Genomic DNA, 13,766 nt, shown 5'->3' with positions numbered 1-13,766 from the left:
CGTCCTGAAGCGTCTGAACGGATGTGACCCCCATTCCACCGCACCCGCAGGTCCCCGCCCGGAGCGCTCCGGCCGGGCGGTCCCCGAGGTGGGTCGCCGACCTGGTCCTGGGCATCCGACTGGCCGTCGGGGGCAGCCGGACGTCCTGGGCCAGGTTGGCGCTCACCGCCGCCGGCGTCGGCCTCGGCGTCACCGCGCTGCTGCTGGCCGCCTCCATCGGGCCGGCCCGGGAGGCCAAGGCGCTGCGCGTCCAGGCCGCCGCCCCCGACTGGACGTCGTCGTCGGCCGCGTTCGACGCGCGGTACGTCATCGTCTCGTGGCAGGGGCGGCTCATCGTCGGCCTGGAACTCGCGGCCACCGCGCCCGGCGCGCCCGCCCCGCCCGGCGTCGGCCGCATCCCCGGGCCCGGCGAGCTGGTCGTCTCCCCCGAGCTGTTCGACCTCATGCGCTCGGACGACTCGGTCCGCGCCCGCTTCCCCGAGACCGTGATCGGCGTGATCGCCGACGCGGGCCTGCCGCGGCCCAAGTCCCTGATCTTCTACGCCGGCCTGCCCGACGCCCACCGGGAGGCCGCCCACCCGGCCGCGGGCTTCGGCGGCTACCGGCCGCCCGACACCCTGCCGCCGATCTACCGGCTGCTGATGGCCGCCGCGATCGGCGCGCTGCTCGTCCCGCTCGGCATCTTCGTCCTGGTCGCCACCCGCCTCGGCGCGACCGGCCGCGCGCAGCGGTTGGCCGCGATCCGGCTGGTCGGCGCGTCCCGCGCCCAGCTCCGCTGGATCGCCAGCGGCGAGACGCTGACCGGGGCCGTGCTCGGGCTGTTCGTCGGCGTGGCGCTGTTCTTCGCCGCCCGGCCGCTGACCCGGTTCATCGAGGTGGAGGGCGTCGGGTTCTTCCCGACCGACCTGCTGCCCGACCCGCTGCTGGGCGCGCTGGTCGCGGTGGGCGTGCCGGTGGTGGCCGTGGTGTCGGCGCTGCTGGCCCTGCGCACCGAGGACGTCGGTCCGCTCGGCCTGTCCCGCGCCGTCGAACTGCCCCGGCACCGGCCGTGGTGGCGGTTCGGGCTGATCGCCGCGGGTGCGGCGCTGATCGTCGCGGTCTCCGCCGTCGGCGGCTACTGGCAGGTCATGGCCGACGCGCGCCTGGCCGTCGGGCTCGGCGTCGGCATCGCGCTGGTGCTCGCGGGCACGGGCGCGGTGCTGCCGTGGCTCGTCGGCCAGGTCGCCCGCCGCCTCGAACCGGACGGCGTGGCACCCCTGCTCGCCCTGCGCGCCCTCCGCTTCGACGCGGGCACGCCACGCGTGCTGTCCGGGGTCGTGGTGGTGCTGACCGGTTCGTTGACGTTGCAGGTCCTGCTGGGCGTGGCGGCCCAGTACACCGCCGCCCCGCCGTCGGACACCCCCGACCGCTGGGTCCTCGACGTGCCGCAGCACACGTCCGTCCGGCCGCTGGAGGAGGCGATCGCGCTCGTCGCCGGCGTGCGGCAGGTCAGCGAGGTGCGCGTGCACAACGGCCCCGGCGTGGCCGTCATCAGCACCGACTGCGTCGAGATCGCGCAACGCCTCGGCGTGCGCGACTGCGTGAACGGCTCGGCGTACCTGCTCGGTTCGACCCCCGACCCCGGCCCGAAGCTCCGCATCGACGGCAAGGACTGGGTCGTGCCGCCCCACCGCAGGGTGGACACCGACCTGTGGGGCCTGGTGGTGGCCGGGGGCGGCGACCCGGTGCTCGCCTCCCTGCCGCCGAGGGAGCTGGTGGTGCGCGGCGACCCGGACGAGTCGTTCGGCGACCGGCTGCTGGCCGCCACCGGCCGGGCCGACCGGGGCGTCACGCTGCGCCGCCCGTTCGAGGCCGGGCAGGTCGAGCTGTTCACGTCCCTGCGCAGCGGCGTCATCGGCGGCTCGGTGCTGCTGACCCTGCTGGCGGTGATCGGCCTCGCCGCCGCGGCCGTGGACCAGGTCTTCGAGCGCCGCAGGCCCGCGGCGGTGCTGGCGGCGAACGGCGTGCCGCCGCGGGTGCTCGCGCTCTCGGCGCTGTGGCAGTCGGCGATCCCCGCGGCCCTGGGCATCGCGCTGGCCATCCCGATCGGCCTGGGCACCGCGTGGCTCGTCGCGCCCGCCGGGCGGTTCCGGGTCGACTGGACCGAGATCGCCACCACGGTCACCGCCGCGGCCGTCGTCGTCGCCGTCGTCTCGCTGTGCACGCTGCCCGCGCTGCGCTCGGCGATCCGGCCGTCCTCCCTGCGAACCGAGTAGCGACGCACGCCGACGATCACCGGTTCCCTCCACCACACCATCGTGCGGAGCGGGTATCCCCAGGTCAGAACCGGTGCTCTTGAGGAGCATGCAGGAACGGGACACCACGGAGCTGCTGCTCCTCGCCCGCCGCGGCGACACCGCCGCGTGGCACGAGATCGTCCGCCGGTACGCGCGGCTGGTGTGGGCGGTGCCGCGCTCGCACCGGCTCGACCCGCAGGACGCGGCCGACGTCTGCCAGGCCACCTGGCTGGCGCTGGCCGAGAACCTCGCCCGGATACGGCGGCCCGAGCGGCTGGGCGCGTGGCTGGTCACGACGACCCGGCGCGAGGCGCTGACCGTGCTGCGGCTGCGCGGGCGGGAGGTGCCGCTGGACGCGTGGGAGGCGGCCGACACCGCGCCGACGCCCGAGGAGGAGGCGCTGGCGCGTGACGCCGGGCTGTGGCGGGCCTACGCGACGTTGACCGACCGGTGCCGGGAGATCCTGCGGCTGGCCGCGTTCGCGCCGGAGCTGTCGTTCTCGCAGGTCGCCGAGGCGGTCGGCATCCCGGTGAACAGCCTCGGGGCCACCCGCGGGCGGTGCCTGGCCGTGCTGCGGCGCAGGCTCGCCGGTTCGGGGGTCGCGCGATGACCGCCACCGGGGTGCGGTGCACCGACCGCGGGCTGCTCGACGCGCTGGCGGCGCTGGTGGAGGCCCTCGACCCGACGCCCGCGGCCGTGGTCGTGCGGGCGCGGGCCGCGTTGGTGGAGCGCAGCGACGCCGTCGAGCTGCCGTTGCTGTCCGATTCGGTGCACGCCGGTTCGGTGCACACCGGTGTCGGGCGAGCCGGCCCGGCCGCGCCGCGGCGGCTGGCGTTCGACGGGCTGGATGTCCGGCTCGACCCGGTGGCCGGTGGCCTGGGCGTGGCCGGGTTCGTCCGGGCGGGGGCGCTGGTGCTCGCGCGGTGGCCGGGCGGGGAGGTGGCGTCGGCGGTCGACGGTACGGGGCGGTTCCGCGTCGGGCGGGTGCCGTTCGGGCCGGTGCGGTTCGTGGTGCGGGGCGCGGGGCGGGAGCGGGCGACGCCGTGGTTCGTCGCCTGACCGAGCGGGTGTTCGGTGTGGACAGTGGCAATTTTCACGATCGGGTGACACCCGAAAAGGGGAACGAAGTGGGCCGGTGAAAAGGCCGGTCAACGGGGCCGCACGGATGTCCACACCGGACATCGCCCGGTCAGGTGGCACGACGGACGGTGGTCGGGAGGTGGTGGGCGAACACGGACAGCCGCACCGCACCGCCCTTCCGAGCGGTTTCGGGCGGAGAACGTCCGAAACCGCGGTTACCAGTGCTAGACATAGCAGAACGTCGACCCGAACGGTCCGTCCCGTTCACCTTGCTACGGAACGGTGGTGATCCACGGTGGCAACAACCCAGGCGGTGCGCCGCGGTGGGTCGCTGCTGCTCCGGGCACTGGCCGTCAGTGGGTTCGCGGCGGCGGCGTGGTTGGTGTGCACGGGGGCGGCGGCCGCGGACGAGGATCACTCGGACGAGGCGGTCACTCCGCCCGACGCGGTGACGGTGGTGTTCGGGCCGGAGTCGGCGGACTTCCGGCACCTGCCCGCCGACGCGCGCCGCACGACCCTCGACCGGCTCGCGCCCCAGCGCATCGAGCCGGCACGCGTGGTGCCGCCGGTGGCCACGGTCGCTCCCGAGCCCGTGCTACCCGCTTTCGAGCCGGCGGCCCTCGACGCGGCGGCCCTCGATGCGTCGGCCTTCGACGCGTCCGCTTTCGACGTGGCGACGTTCGCCGCGGTGGCGTTCGAGTCCTCCGGGTTCGACGCCGCCACCCTGCCCGTCGTCACCTCGAGCGCACCGGTCGCGGCACCGGCCGCCGAGGAGGACGGGTTCGGCTACTCGGGCGGGTCGGCGAACGGCTACAGCCGCTCCGGCGAGGCGTCGAACACCATGCCGGCCCCGCTGTACGAGGCGAAGGTGGCGGCCAAGGCCGCCGCCCTCGAAGCGGCTGAGCAGGCCGTGGCCGCGGCCGCCGAGCCGTCGGCCGAGGTCGTGAGCGGACCGGTGCGCGCGGACGTGCGGCCGGCCGCGCCGACCACCGAACCGGTGCAGGCCACCACCCAGGTCACCCCGGACGCCGAGGTGACCTGGGAAGCACCGGCCCCGAGCGCCCCCGCCCCCGCGCCGAAGCAGGTCCCGACCCCGAGCGCGCCCACGGCGTCCTCGGGTAGCGCGGACAGCGGCAGCGGCCACCGCGGCGGCAACAACGTGGTCGCGTCCCTCGCGGATCAGGCGAACCTCCTCCCGTCGGCGGCGTGGTCCGCCGAGCGGCGGGACGACGGCCGGTCACCGGGCAGCGTCCCGGGCCTGCCGAGCACGTCACCCGACTGAGGTCAGAGGGGGACCAGTGTGCCCTGAGCACACGCGCCCACCGATGTCCTGACCAGTCGTCTTCTCCCACTCCTCGCTGCTCGAACCCAGGCTCCCGTCCTGCCAACCGCGCCCTGGCAGGAACGGGCACGGTCCCGTCGTCGCGCTGCCCCCGCGCCGAAGGGACCGCACGGGGAACCTGCGGCAGGGGACGCCACTCCCTGGAGCGTCCCCGCCGCAGGCCCACGACCCGCCGTCGGGCTCCGGCCCAACGAGGGGCTGCGCCGGAACCCGACGGCCGGCTGACACGATCGAGTGATCATCGCCCGAAAATGTACGGAAACACTGTTACCGGCCCTCGGTTAAAACCATGAGGACCCCCGCCAACCACCACCCCTCCCCCCTCACCCCGCCCCGCCTCTCACCCTGCCCCGCCACTGGCCCCCGCCGCCCTCAGCCCTCGACCCGGCCGCCGGCGCGCGCACCACTCCAACGCGGCTCGCCGAACAAGACGCCACCCGGCCACCACCGCCCGCACACCACGATCGGTTCCGATCCGCACCGCTCGGCAGGTCCGCACCGCTCGGCAGGCAGGCAGGTGGGCAGGTGGGCGTCAGGCCACCGGCACGGCCAGGTCGTCGGAGTCGGTCGGGGCGGCGGTGCCCGTGACGGAGGCGGCGACCAGGCCCAGGCGGCGGACGGCGTCGCGCAGGACGTCCGGCGGCTGGACGTACGGCAGGCGCAGCCGCCGTTCGAAGCCCCCGTGCGCGCCGAAGCGCGAGCCCGGGGCGAGGCGGATGCCGTGGTTCTGGGCGACGACGGCGATGCGGGTGCTCACCGGGGCGTCCAGCTCGCACCACACGCTCAGCCCGCCCTCCGGGCGGCGGAAGCGCCAGGTCGGGCAGTGTTCGCGCAGGCCGTCCATGAGCACGTCGCGCTGCGCCGCCAGTTGGGCCCGCCGTTCGCGCAGCGCGGGTTCGGGGTCGGCCAGGAGTTCGGCCAGCACCAGCTGCTCGACCACCGCGGAACCCAGGTCGAGCGCGGTGCGGGTGGAGATCAGGCGGTGGACGATCTCGGGTGTCGCGCGGATCCAGCCGACGCGCAGGCCGCCCCAGTGGGACTTGCTGGCCGAGCCCAGCGTGACGACCAGGTCCTCGGCGAACGCGGCCATCGGCGGTGGGCCGTCGAGCGGGTCGCCGTCCAGGTCCAGTTCGGCCACGGTCTCGTCGATGACCAGCGGGGTGCGGGCGCGGCGGGCCGTGTCGGCCAGTTCGGCGCGGCCCTCGGCGTCGAGGCGGTGGGCGGTGGGGTTGTGGAAGTCCACGACCAGGTACGCCATGCGCGGTGCGGCCTGGCGCAGGGCGGCGGCGATGCCGGGCAGGTCCCAGCCGGTGTCGGTCATCGCGACCGGCACCGGGATCGCGGACACGGCCTTGATCGCGTCCAGCGCGTTCGGGTAGCTCGGCTGCTCCACCAGCACGCGGTCACCCGGTCCGGTGAACAGGCGGAGGGTCAGCGCGAGGGCGTGCTGCGCGCCGCTCGTCACCACGATCTGGTCCGGTGACGTCGGCAGCCCGCGCGCCGCGTACCGGTCCGCGATGCGCCGCCGCAGCTCGGGCAGGCCGTGCTCGTAGTACCCGTGGTCGGCCAGGTGCTCCGGCAGGTACCGCCTGACCTGGTCGAACGCCGCCAACACACCCGGCAGCGCGGGCGGCGCAGCGCGGGCGAAGTCGACCATGCTGTGCCCCACCAGCGGGGTGTCCGGGACGACGCCGAGGCTCGCGGTCGGCAGGCTGATCCACGTCCCCGCGCCGCGCCGGCTCGCGACGAGCCCCTCCGACCGGAGCTGGTCCAGCGCCGCCGTGATCATCGTGCGGCTCACCGGCAGCACCTCGGCCAGCTCCCGCTCGGCGGGCAACCGCGTCCCGGCGGGCAGCCGGCCGTCGAGCACGAGCATCCGGATGGCCGCCGCGAGGTCGGTCGAGCCGTGACGTGCGCCACGGCGACGCCACTCGCCGAGGAGTCGGGCCAGGCGGAAGCCGGATATGCGTCCACCTGGTGGGACATCGGAGTTCATATAGCCAATTATTGTGAATTGGATCTGGAATACAAGGCCAATCGCGGCGAAGGATGGCCACATGCTCGCCGCGCTCACCCAGGTCCCGGTCACCGTCTCGCCCGTCCGCCGCCTCCCGCAGCTCTTCGCGGGCCTCTGGCTCTACGGCGCGAGCATGGCGCTGCAGATCCGCGCCACCCTCGGCCTCGACCCGTGGGACGTGCTGCACGAGGGCCTGACGAAGATCACCGGCCTGTCCTTCGGCACGATCACGGCGCTGGTCGGCGTCGTGGTCCTGCTCTGCTGGATCCCGCTGCGGCAGCGGCCGGGCGTCGGCACGATCAGCAACGTCGTCGTCATCGGCCTGGCCGTGGACGTCACGCTGGCCCTGCTGCCGACGCCGGCCGGCCTGCTGCCGCGCATCCTCTTCCTCACCGCCGGCATCGTGCTGAACGGCCTGGCCGCCGCCGTCTACATCGGCGCCCGGCTGGGTCCCGGCCCGCGCGATGGTCTGACGACCGGGTTCTGCGCGCGGACCGGGACCTCGTTGCGCCTGGTGCGCACGGTGGTGGAGGTGACCGTGCTCGCGGTCGGCTGGTTGCTCGGCGGCACGATCGGCGTGGGCACCGTCCTGTACGCCGTCACCATCGGCCCGCTGACCCAGGCGTTCCTCCCCCTGGTCACCTGGGTCAGTGCACGACCCGCCGCCTGACCTCGACGTAGTTCACGCCCCGCGCCCCCAGCACCTCGGACACCAGCCCGGGCTCCGCCAGCAGCGCCAGCAGCAGGTGCTCCTGGCGGAGCGCGCGGTGGCCGAGGTCGCGGGCTTCCACGAGGCTGCGCACCAGCGTCTTCTTCGCCGCCGCGGTGAACGGCAGGTGGGTGCCGAAGAACCGGCGGCGACGCCGGGTGGGTGCGAGCGCCAGCGCGCCTTCGCCGTGGGTGCGCTCGACCGAGGCCACGATCTCGTCGACGTCGATGCCGAGCCGGCGCAGCGCTTCGGTGTCGGCGTCGCTGAGGCCGCCCTTGCGCCGGGCGGCGGCGAACGCGTCGACGACCTCGTCGCGTTCGAGCCGGAACTCGGCGAGGACGGGCGCGTCGAGCAGCGCGAGCGCCAGGTGTTCCGGCCCGATCCCGGTCGCGTCGAGGCGTTCGGCCTGGACGGCGGCGTCGTGGACGGTCTGGCGGGCGGCCCTGGTGAACCGTTCCCCGATCATCGGTCTCCCCCGTGCTTCTTGTGGACGGCCTGTCGGGTGACCCCGAGCTCTGCCGCGATCTCCTGCCACGACCAGCCGCGGGCGCGGGCGTTGCGCACCTGCACGGCTTCGAGTGTTTCCAGCAGCCGGCGCAGCGCGCTCACCGCTCGCAGCCCGACCCTGGGGTCCTGGTCGCCCGCCGCCGAGGCGAGCTCCGTCGCTTCCGTCATGACGTCAACTTTGGTTGACACGGGCCGAATTGTCAACCGTGGTTGACACACTAGGCTCGGCCGTGATGCCGGAGATCACCACCGCCGAACGGGCCGGGGTCGGCCGCGACGGCCTGCCGCGCCCCACCGAGGACCGGATCGTCGTCCTGCCGAACGCCGTGGTGCTGCTGGACGGCGCCACCTCGCCGACCCCGCGGGAACGGGACGGCGGCTGGCACTCGTGGCACCTGGCCGAGCAGCTGACCCGGCTCGACGGCGACCTGGCCGACGACCTGGCCGCCGCGATCGCCCGCCTGGCCGTCGCGCACGACCTGACCCCGGGCGACTCGCCCTCCAGCACGGTCGCGATCACGCGCTGGACCGACACCGCCGTGGACGTGCTCGTGCTCGCGGACAGCCCGGTCGTCGTGTTCACCGACGCGGGCGTGGAGGTCGTCGCCGACCACCGGCTGCGGGACCTGCGCGGCGAGGTCGAGCCGATCACCGACTGGCGCAACCGGGAGGGCGGTTGGTGGGTGGCCGAGGCCGACCCGGCCGCCGCCCACCGGGCGGTGCGGGCGAGCTTCCCCCGGGAGCGGGTCCGCGCGGTGCTGATGGCGACCGACGGGGTGTCCTGCGGTGTGGACGACTACGGCTTGTTCGCGGACTGGCGCGCCGTGCTGCGGATCACGTCGGAAAAGGGACCGGACGCGGTGCTGGACGAGATCCGCGCGGCGGAAGCGGGTGACGCGGATCGCACGAAGTGGCGGCGCGTGAAAGTGCACGACGACCAGGCGTTGGCGGTCATCCGATTTTCGGCCGGGAAATGAGAAAAGCCCCGCGGAGTGATCCGAGGGGCTTTTCCGAGCGATGGTGGCCAGGGGCGGGGTCGAACCGCCGACCTACCGCTTTTCAGGCGGTCGCTCGTACCAACTGAGCTACCTGGCCGGGTAGCGGCTCGACCAACCTGGCCGAACTGCCTTGCGACCCAGACGGGACTCGAACCCGCGACCTTCGCCGTGACAGGGCGACGCGCTAACCAACTGCGCCACTGGGCCTTGCTCACTTCCGATCTTACTGTACCGCGTGCCCCCAACGGGATTCGAACCCGCGCTACCGCCTTGAAAGGGCGGGGTCCTAGGCCGCTAGACGATGGGGACCTGGTTTCCTCCAGCAGCCCTTGGGCCACCTTCTTTCCCAGGCCCTCCACGCTGTCCGGTGGAAGCATCGTAAGCATAGGGCACAGGGCACCACACTTCCAAAACGGGGGTGGCACACGGTGTTGACCTGCGATTCCACCCCGCGCCGGTGACGACGACGCCCCCGGGAACGGGTCCCGGGGGCGTCGCGACGGCGTCCTACCGCTGCACGGGCGGCACGCCCCCGTCCTCGCCCGGCGACAGCCCGAGCATGTCGAGCAGCAACCGGCAGTCCTCGGCGCTGGTGGCACCGCGTGCCACCGACAGCCGAGCCCGGTGCACCTGCTCGTCCGAGATCCGCGACGGCTCACCGGTTCGCTGGGCCGGCACCCCACCGCCGCCCGGCCTGGACATCGTGTCGTCCTGGTTCCACAGGAACTGACGCACTTCAAGGGACCCGCTCATGACGCCTCCCCGACTTGAGGTTGGCGCGAGGCTAAGCGAGCCCGTCGAACCACCGCAGCCCCCCGGAGAGTGATTCAGGAGCAACGCTGCGTCACTTTCCGTGTGGGCCACTTGGTGTCAAGCGGCGCGTGATGTGCTTGACGCGAACGAGGAGGGTGCAACCCATGACCGAACCGGTACCGGGGCAGACGCCGGAACCAGCGCCGTCGGACGACGCGACCGCCACACCGCCACGGGCGGGTGAACCGGGGACCACCGATCCGGGAGCCACCGATCAGGGAGCCACCGATCAGGGGGCGGCCGGGGTGCCCGGGCAGTCGGCGGACCCGCAGGAGCTGTTCGGCAGCCTGTCGCTGTCGGCCATCGAGGCGGACATCGACCGGCTGATGAGCGACAAGATGAGCCAGTTGGACGGGATGCTCGCCGGCCTGGAGGAGCTGGTGCAGCGGTTGGAGGGCGAGATCACCAACCTCGAACCGCCGTCGGACGGCGCCGGGATCGACCCGCCGAGGGGGTAGGGCCGGCGGCGTCAACCGTCGGGCACCTGAAGATTTCGGGTCAACCCACTCCCCAGGCCCACGTGCGCGTGCAACAATCCGAATTGCTGACACACCCCCGGTCAGCGCCTGTGGAGATCCCCTCCGGCCCCCGCGTTCCTCCCCCTGGCGCGGGGGCCTCTCCATGCACACCGCTGTGAGCGGGACCACAGTTCACCCGGGTCCGCAACGCAACCGTTATCGTGTCCGCCGTGCCTCTTGGATCCCTTGGACGCAAGTCCGGCCGGCATCGCCCGCCCCAGAGCGAACTCGACGGAGCCCTGCCCGACGAGGAGCTGGAGTCGTACCTGGCGGCCCTCGCCCCGGAGACGGACGCGGAGACGACGGCCGGGACGAGCTTCGGCAACGCGCAGGTGTACCAGCTGCGCCTGCAGCTCGTGGCGAACGAGCAGCTGAAGGAACTGGCCGCGGAGCGGCAGACCTCGCCGCAGGCGCTGGCCACGGAGTGGGTCATGCAGCGGCTGGAGTGGGAGGCCCGCCAGCGCGGGTACTAGTCCGCGCGGTTACCCGTCCGCCCGGCCACCCCGGCGGACCCCGACACGAGCAGACCCCCCGAACCCGTCGCGGTTCGGGGGGTCTGCGTCGTCAGCGTTGAGACTCCGGTGGGGTGATCAGACCTTGCGCACGTTCTGGGCCTGCGGACCCTTGGTGCCCTGGCCGATCTCGAACTCGACCCGCTGGTTCTCCTCCAGGGTGCGGAACCCCTGGCCCTGGATCTCCGAGTAGTGCACGAAGACGTCCGGCCCGCCGTTCTCCTGGGCGATGAAGCCGAAGCCCTTCTCGGAGTTGAACCACTTGACAGTGCCCAGTGCCATGTACCTGCCTCCATCGCAGGAAAGCTTGGGGCTGCACCGTGCAGCCCCGGCCGTCCCGGGGCGTTTCCCCCACCGCTGGGGTGGGGACGGCACGCCCGCGTGTCGTTCCGCGAGCGTGAGACACGAACACAGAAACCACGGCCTGCGTGGCTGAGCGTATCGGTTGGTGACGCCCAGCACTACACCCCCGAAGTCATTGGTCCACCGGACAGCTACTTCTCGGTCACCTTGGGTGGTTCCGGCAGCCGCACGTCGGCCTGGCCGATGTTGCGCTCCAGCGCCGACCGCCACTCGCCGGAGGAGACCATCTTCTCGATGGCGGCGCTGACCTCGGCCCTGCCCTTCGCGTCGTCCTTGGCGAGGCCGATGCCGTAGCGCTCGGTGGTGAACGGGGCGCCGACGAGCTTGAGCAGTTCGGGGTTCTCGGCCACGTACCCGGCGAGGATCACCTCGTCGGTGGTCACCGCGTCGACGTTGCCCGCGAGGAGGGCGACGACGCAGTCGGAGTACTGGCCGTACTCCACGAGCCGCACGTCCCGGGCGAACTGGTCCTTGACCTTCTGCGCGGACGTCGAGCCGCTGACCGAGCACAGCCGCTTGCCGTTGAGGGTCTCGGGGCCCTTGACCTCGTCGTCGGTGTAGCGGACGAGGAGCCCCTGGCCGGTCTCGAAGTAGGGGCCCGCGAAGGACACCTGCTCCTTGCGCTTGTCGGTGATCGAGTAGGTGGCGACGACGAAGTCGACGTCACCGGAGGCGATGAGCTTCTCGCGGTCGGCGGAGCGCGCTTCGCGCCACGTGATGCCGCTTTCCCGGACGCCGAACTGGGCGGCCACGTACTTGGCCACGTCGACGTCGAAGCCGACGTACTTGCCGTCGAGCCGCCGCTGGCCCAGGCCCGGTTGGTCGAACCGGATGCCGATGGTGAGCTTGCCGTCCTCGGCCTTGCCGGCGAGGGTGTCGTCGCTCGCGCCGCCGCACGCGGCGATCAGGGACAGTGCCGCGGCCACCGCGGTCGCGGGCAGCAGTCGTCGGAACAGCATGAGGGGCGAACCTCTCGGGGTGCTCGGGAACGCGGCGCGGATCGACGCGCCGGACGTTGGCCATGCTAAGCAAACCGAGCGTTTCTCCAGATGCGATAAAGGTCGCAGTGGCGCCCGTCGCTGGGCCGTTCGGAGCAATGCCGGCTGTGAGCCGGCCGACGGCCTAGGCGGACGGCAGGAGTGCTCGCCGGGGCGCAACCCGCAGGCCGAGTCGTCGTATCGCCTTGTTCACGTGGCCTTCCGGCAGGCCCCAGCGGATCGGCGCGGGCACCAGCAGCGCGGCGGCGCGCGCGGCGCGCAGCAGGGCGGTGGCGGCGGGTTCGGGGTACGGGCGGTGGCCGTGCAGCGCGATGGCCCACTCCGGTTGCACGGAGTACGCCAGGTGGCCGAGCAGGGGTTCGTAGGCGTCCAGGCCGAGTCGCAGCACGCCGTCCACGGGCGGGCGGTGCAGGAACCGGTACACCACTTCGGAGTCCTCGGTGCGCTTGAGGTCCGGCAGCACGGCGGCGAAGTAGTCGGCCACCTCGGCGGCGCTGCCGGGCACCTCGTCCTCGTGCAGGCCGACCAGGGCGGCGGTGCGGCGCTGCTCGGCGTAGTAGCGGTCGACCTGGGCGTCGGTGAGGCGGTAGCCGGCGCGGCGCAGCACGGTGAGGAAGCTGTGCACCTCGGCGCAGTGCACCCACAGCAGCAGTTCGGGGTCGTCGACGCGGAAGCTGCGGCCGGCCTCGTCCGTGGCGCGCAGGGAGCGGTGCACGCCGCGGACCCGGGCGGCGGCGCGGCGGACCTCTTCGGTCGTGCCGTAGCTGACCGTGCCGACGAAGTCGGCGGTGCGCTTGAGGCGTCCCAACGGGTCCCGCTGGAAGCTGGAGTTCTGCACGACGGCGGCGACGGCGCGCGTGTGCAGCGACTGGAGGTAGAGGCTGCAGATGCCGGCGACCCACATGGCGGGGTCGGCGTGCAGCTGCCAGGTCACCGTTCCCGGTCCGAGCAAGCCCACGTCCACCACCTGATCGTGTCATGTGGTGCGGTTCGCGTCACCCTTCCGAGGTGCCGGGATGGGCTGGAACGTAACGCCTTCGGCGGCTTGAACGATTCCACGTGACACCTTGGAGCCTCGGAGCGGGTGCTGGGATGAGCAGTGGCAGGAGTGTCGCCTTCGCCGCAGTGGCGCTGTCGCTGGCGACCGGCGCGGTGGTGGCGCTGTCGCTGACCGCGAACGGGCCGCGGCCGGTGGAGGTGCGGCAGGTGCAGGTGAGCCCGATCGGGCCGGGCGTGCTGAGCGCCACCTACACCACCACGTTGGAGATCGCGCGGCCGACGGCGGCGCCGGTGGTGGTGGCGCCGATCGAGGAACGGCCCGTGCCGCCGATCACCACCACTACCACCACCAGCACCGCGATCACCGTGCCGACGACCACCCAGCCGCCCACTCCGTCCAGCCCGCCGACGACCACGACCTCCCACCGGCCGCCGTGGCACGACAACTGCGACCCCTCGTACCGGACCCACGGGCCGTGCGTGCCGTGGCGGTTCCCGCGCGGGGTCAAGAGGTTCTGCCAGTGGCTGCACGAGCAGGGCACCACGCGGATCGAGGTGGTCGGCCCGGACCACCACAAGCTGGACCGCGACCGGGACGGCATCGCCTGCGAGCGCTCGGACTGACCGCCCGTCG

16 protein-coding genes and 3 tRNA genes are annotated in these 13,766 nt (G+C 73.3%); 9 read left to right on the top strand and 10 right to left on the bottom strand.

Features of this window, described 5'->3' with window-relative positions; all coding sequences use genetic code 11:
- Positions 1–23 precede the first annotated feature (23 nt).
- The 4 genes from ACIGNX_RS07375 to ACIGNX_RS07360 all read left to right on the top strand — a co-directional run bounded on the left by ACIGNX_RS07375 (position 24) and on the right by ACIGNX_RS07360 (position 4,638).
- Positions 24–2,255, top strand: a complete 2,232-nt coding sequence (locus ACIGNX_RS07375; RefSeq protein ID WP_396537326.1) for an FtsX-like permease family protein — start codon at positions 24–26, stop codon at positions 2,253–2,255.
- Between the two features lie 88 nt (positions 2,256–2,343).
- Positions 2,344–2,886, top strand: coding sequence for an RNA polymerase sigma factor (locus tag ACIGNX_RS07370; protein WP_396537324.1), 543 nt, complete (start codon positions 2,344–2,346; stop codon positions 2,884–2,886).
- Positions 2,883–3,335 carry a hypothetical protein gene (locus tag ACIGNX_RS07365; RefSeq protein ID WP_396537322.1) on the top strand — a complete coding sequence of 151 codons (453 nt, stop codon included), beginning with the start codon at positions 2,883–2,885 and terminating at the stop codon, positions 3,333–3,335. The genes ACIGNX_RS07370 and ACIGNX_RS07365 overlap by 4 nt, the downstream gene beginning before the upstream one ends.
- A 316-nt stretch (positions 3,336–3,651) precedes the next feature.
- Complete coding sequence (locus ACIGNX_RS07360; protein WP_396537320.1) at positions 3,652–4,638, top strand: hypothetical protein; 987 nt, start codon at positions 3,652–3,654, stop codon at positions 4,636–4,638.
- Between the two features lie 592 nt (positions 4,639–5,230).
- Here ACIGNX_RS07360 and ACIGNX_RS07355 read toward each other — a convergent pair.
- Positions 5,231–6,694: a PLP-dependent aminotransferase family protein gene (locus ACIGNX_RS07355; protein WP_396537318.1), complete on the bottom strand. Its 1,464-nt coding sequence runs from the start codon at positions 6,692–6,694 to the stop codon at positions 5,231–5,233.
- Positions 6,695–6,755: 61 nt separating this feature from the next.
- Between ACIGNX_RS07355 and ACIGNX_RS07350 the strand changes: the two genes are divergently transcribed.
- Positions 6,756–7,385, top strand: coding sequence for a YitT family protein (locus tag ACIGNX_RS07350; protein ID WP_396537316.1), 630 nt, complete (start codon positions 6,756–6,758; stop codon positions 7,383–7,385).
- On the opposite strand, the gene ACIGNX_RS07345 is transcribed toward ACIGNX_RS07350, so the two are convergent.
- Both ACIGNX_RS07345 and ACIGNX_RS07340 read right to left on the bottom strand, forming a co-directional pair.
- The gene (locus tag ACIGNX_RS07345) at positions 7,363–7,890 is read right to left on the bottom strand and encodes a Clp protease N-terminal domain-containing protein (protein WP_396537314.1); all 528 of its coding nucleotides are present in this window, start codon (positions 7,888–7,890) and stop codon (positions 7,363–7,365) included. The genes ACIGNX_RS07350 and ACIGNX_RS07345 overlap by 23 nt on opposite strands.
- Complete coding sequence (locus ACIGNX_RS07340; RefSeq protein ID WP_077010893.1) at positions 7,887–8,099, bottom strand: helix-turn-helix domain-containing protein; 213 nt, start codon at positions 8,097–8,099, stop codon at positions 7,887–7,889. Before ACIGNX_RS07340 ends, ACIGNX_RS07345 begins: the two co-directional genes overlap by 4 nt.
- 65 nt (positions 8,100–8,164) lie before the next feature.
- Here ACIGNX_RS07340 and ACIGNX_RS07335 point away from each other — a divergent pair, with 65 nt between their 5' ends.
- Positions 8,165–8,908: a hypothetical protein gene (locus ACIGNX_RS07335; RefSeq protein ID WP_396537312.1), complete on the top strand. Its 744-nt coding sequence runs from the start codon at positions 8,165–8,167 to the stop codon at positions 8,906–8,908.
- A gap of 41 nt (positions 8,909–8,949) precedes the next feature.
- Here ACIGNX_RS07335 and ACIGNX_RS07330 read toward each other — a convergent pair.
- The 4 genes from ACIGNX_RS07330 to ACIGNX_RS07315 form a co-directional block, all read right to left on the bottom strand.
- Positions 8,950–9,026: transfer RNA gene (locus ACIGNX_RS07330), tRNA-Phe, on the bottom strand.
- A 36-nt stretch (positions 9,027–9,062) separates the two neighbouring features.
- Positions 9,063–9,136, bottom strand: a tRNA-Asp gene (locus ACIGNX_RS07325).
- 29 nt (positions 9,137–9,165) lie between these two features.
- Positions 9,166–9,238 (bottom strand) — tRNA-Glu (locus tag ACIGNX_RS07320).
- 198 nt (positions 9,239–9,436) lie between these two features.
- Complete coding sequence (locus ACIGNX_RS07315; protein WP_073886083.1) at positions 9,437–9,682, bottom strand: hypothetical protein; 246 nt, start codon at positions 9,680–9,682, stop codon at positions 9,437–9,439.
- A gap of 305 nt (positions 9,683–9,987) precedes the next feature.
- Between ACIGNX_RS07315 and ACIGNX_RS07310 the strand changes: the two genes are divergently transcribed.
- Together ACIGNX_RS07310 and ACIGNX_RS07305 are read left to right on the top strand one after the other, a co-directional pair.
- A complete protein-coding gene (locus ACIGNX_RS07310; RefSeq protein WP_396537310.1) occupies positions 9,988–10,200 on the top strand; it encodes a hypothetical protein in 213 nt (70 codons plus the stop codon).
- A gap of 230 nt (positions 10,201–10,430) precedes the next feature.
- Positions 10,431–10,733 (top strand): hypothetical protein, encoded by a 303-nt coding sequence (locus tag ACIGNX_RS07305; protein WP_396537308.1) that lies wholly within the window; start codon positions 10,431–10,433, stop codon positions 10,731–10,733.
- Between the two features lie 117 nt (positions 10,734–10,850).
- Here the strand turns inward: ACIGNX_RS07305 and ACIGNX_RS07300 are convergent, their stop codons facing one another.
- From ACIGNX_RS07300 to ACIGNX_RS07290, 3 genes are all read right to left on the bottom strand, one after another.
- Positions 10,851–11,054 carry a cold-shock protein gene (locus tag ACIGNX_RS07300; protein ID WP_015105489.1) on the bottom strand — a complete coding sequence of 68 codons (204 nt, stop codon included), beginning with the start codon at positions 11,052–11,054 and terminating at the stop codon, positions 10,851–10,853.
- A gap of 212 nt (positions 11,055–11,266) precedes the next feature.
- On the bottom strand, positions 11,267–12,094 hold the full coding sequence (locus tag ACIGNX_RS07295; RefSeq protein ID WP_396537306.1) for a glutamate ABC transporter substrate-binding protein: 828 nt from the start codon (positions 12,092–12,094) through the stop codon (positions 11,267–11,269).
- A 163-nt stretch (positions 12,095–12,257) separates the two neighbouring features.
- Entirely contained in the window at positions 12,258–13,097 is an 840-nt protein-coding gene (locus tag ACIGNX_RS07290; RefSeq protein WP_396537304.1) for an oxygenase MpaB family protein, read from the bottom strand.
- 128 nt (positions 13,098–13,225) lie between these two features.
- Between ACIGNX_RS07290 and ACIGNX_RS07285 the strand changes: the two genes are divergently transcribed.
- Positions 13,226–13,756, top strand: a complete 531-nt coding sequence (locus ACIGNX_RS07285; RefSeq protein WP_396537300.1) for an excalibur calcium-binding domain-containing protein — start codon at positions 13,226–13,228, stop codon at positions 13,754–13,756.
- Positions 13,757–13,766 lie beyond the last annotated feature (10 nt).

This window comes from Actinosynnema sp. NPDC053489, assembly GCF_044544865.1.
Lineage (GTDB): Bacteria > Actinomycetota > Actinomycetes > Mycobacteriales > Pseudonocardiaceae > Actinosynnema.
This window is presented reverse-complemented; position numbering and strand designations above follow the sequence as displayed.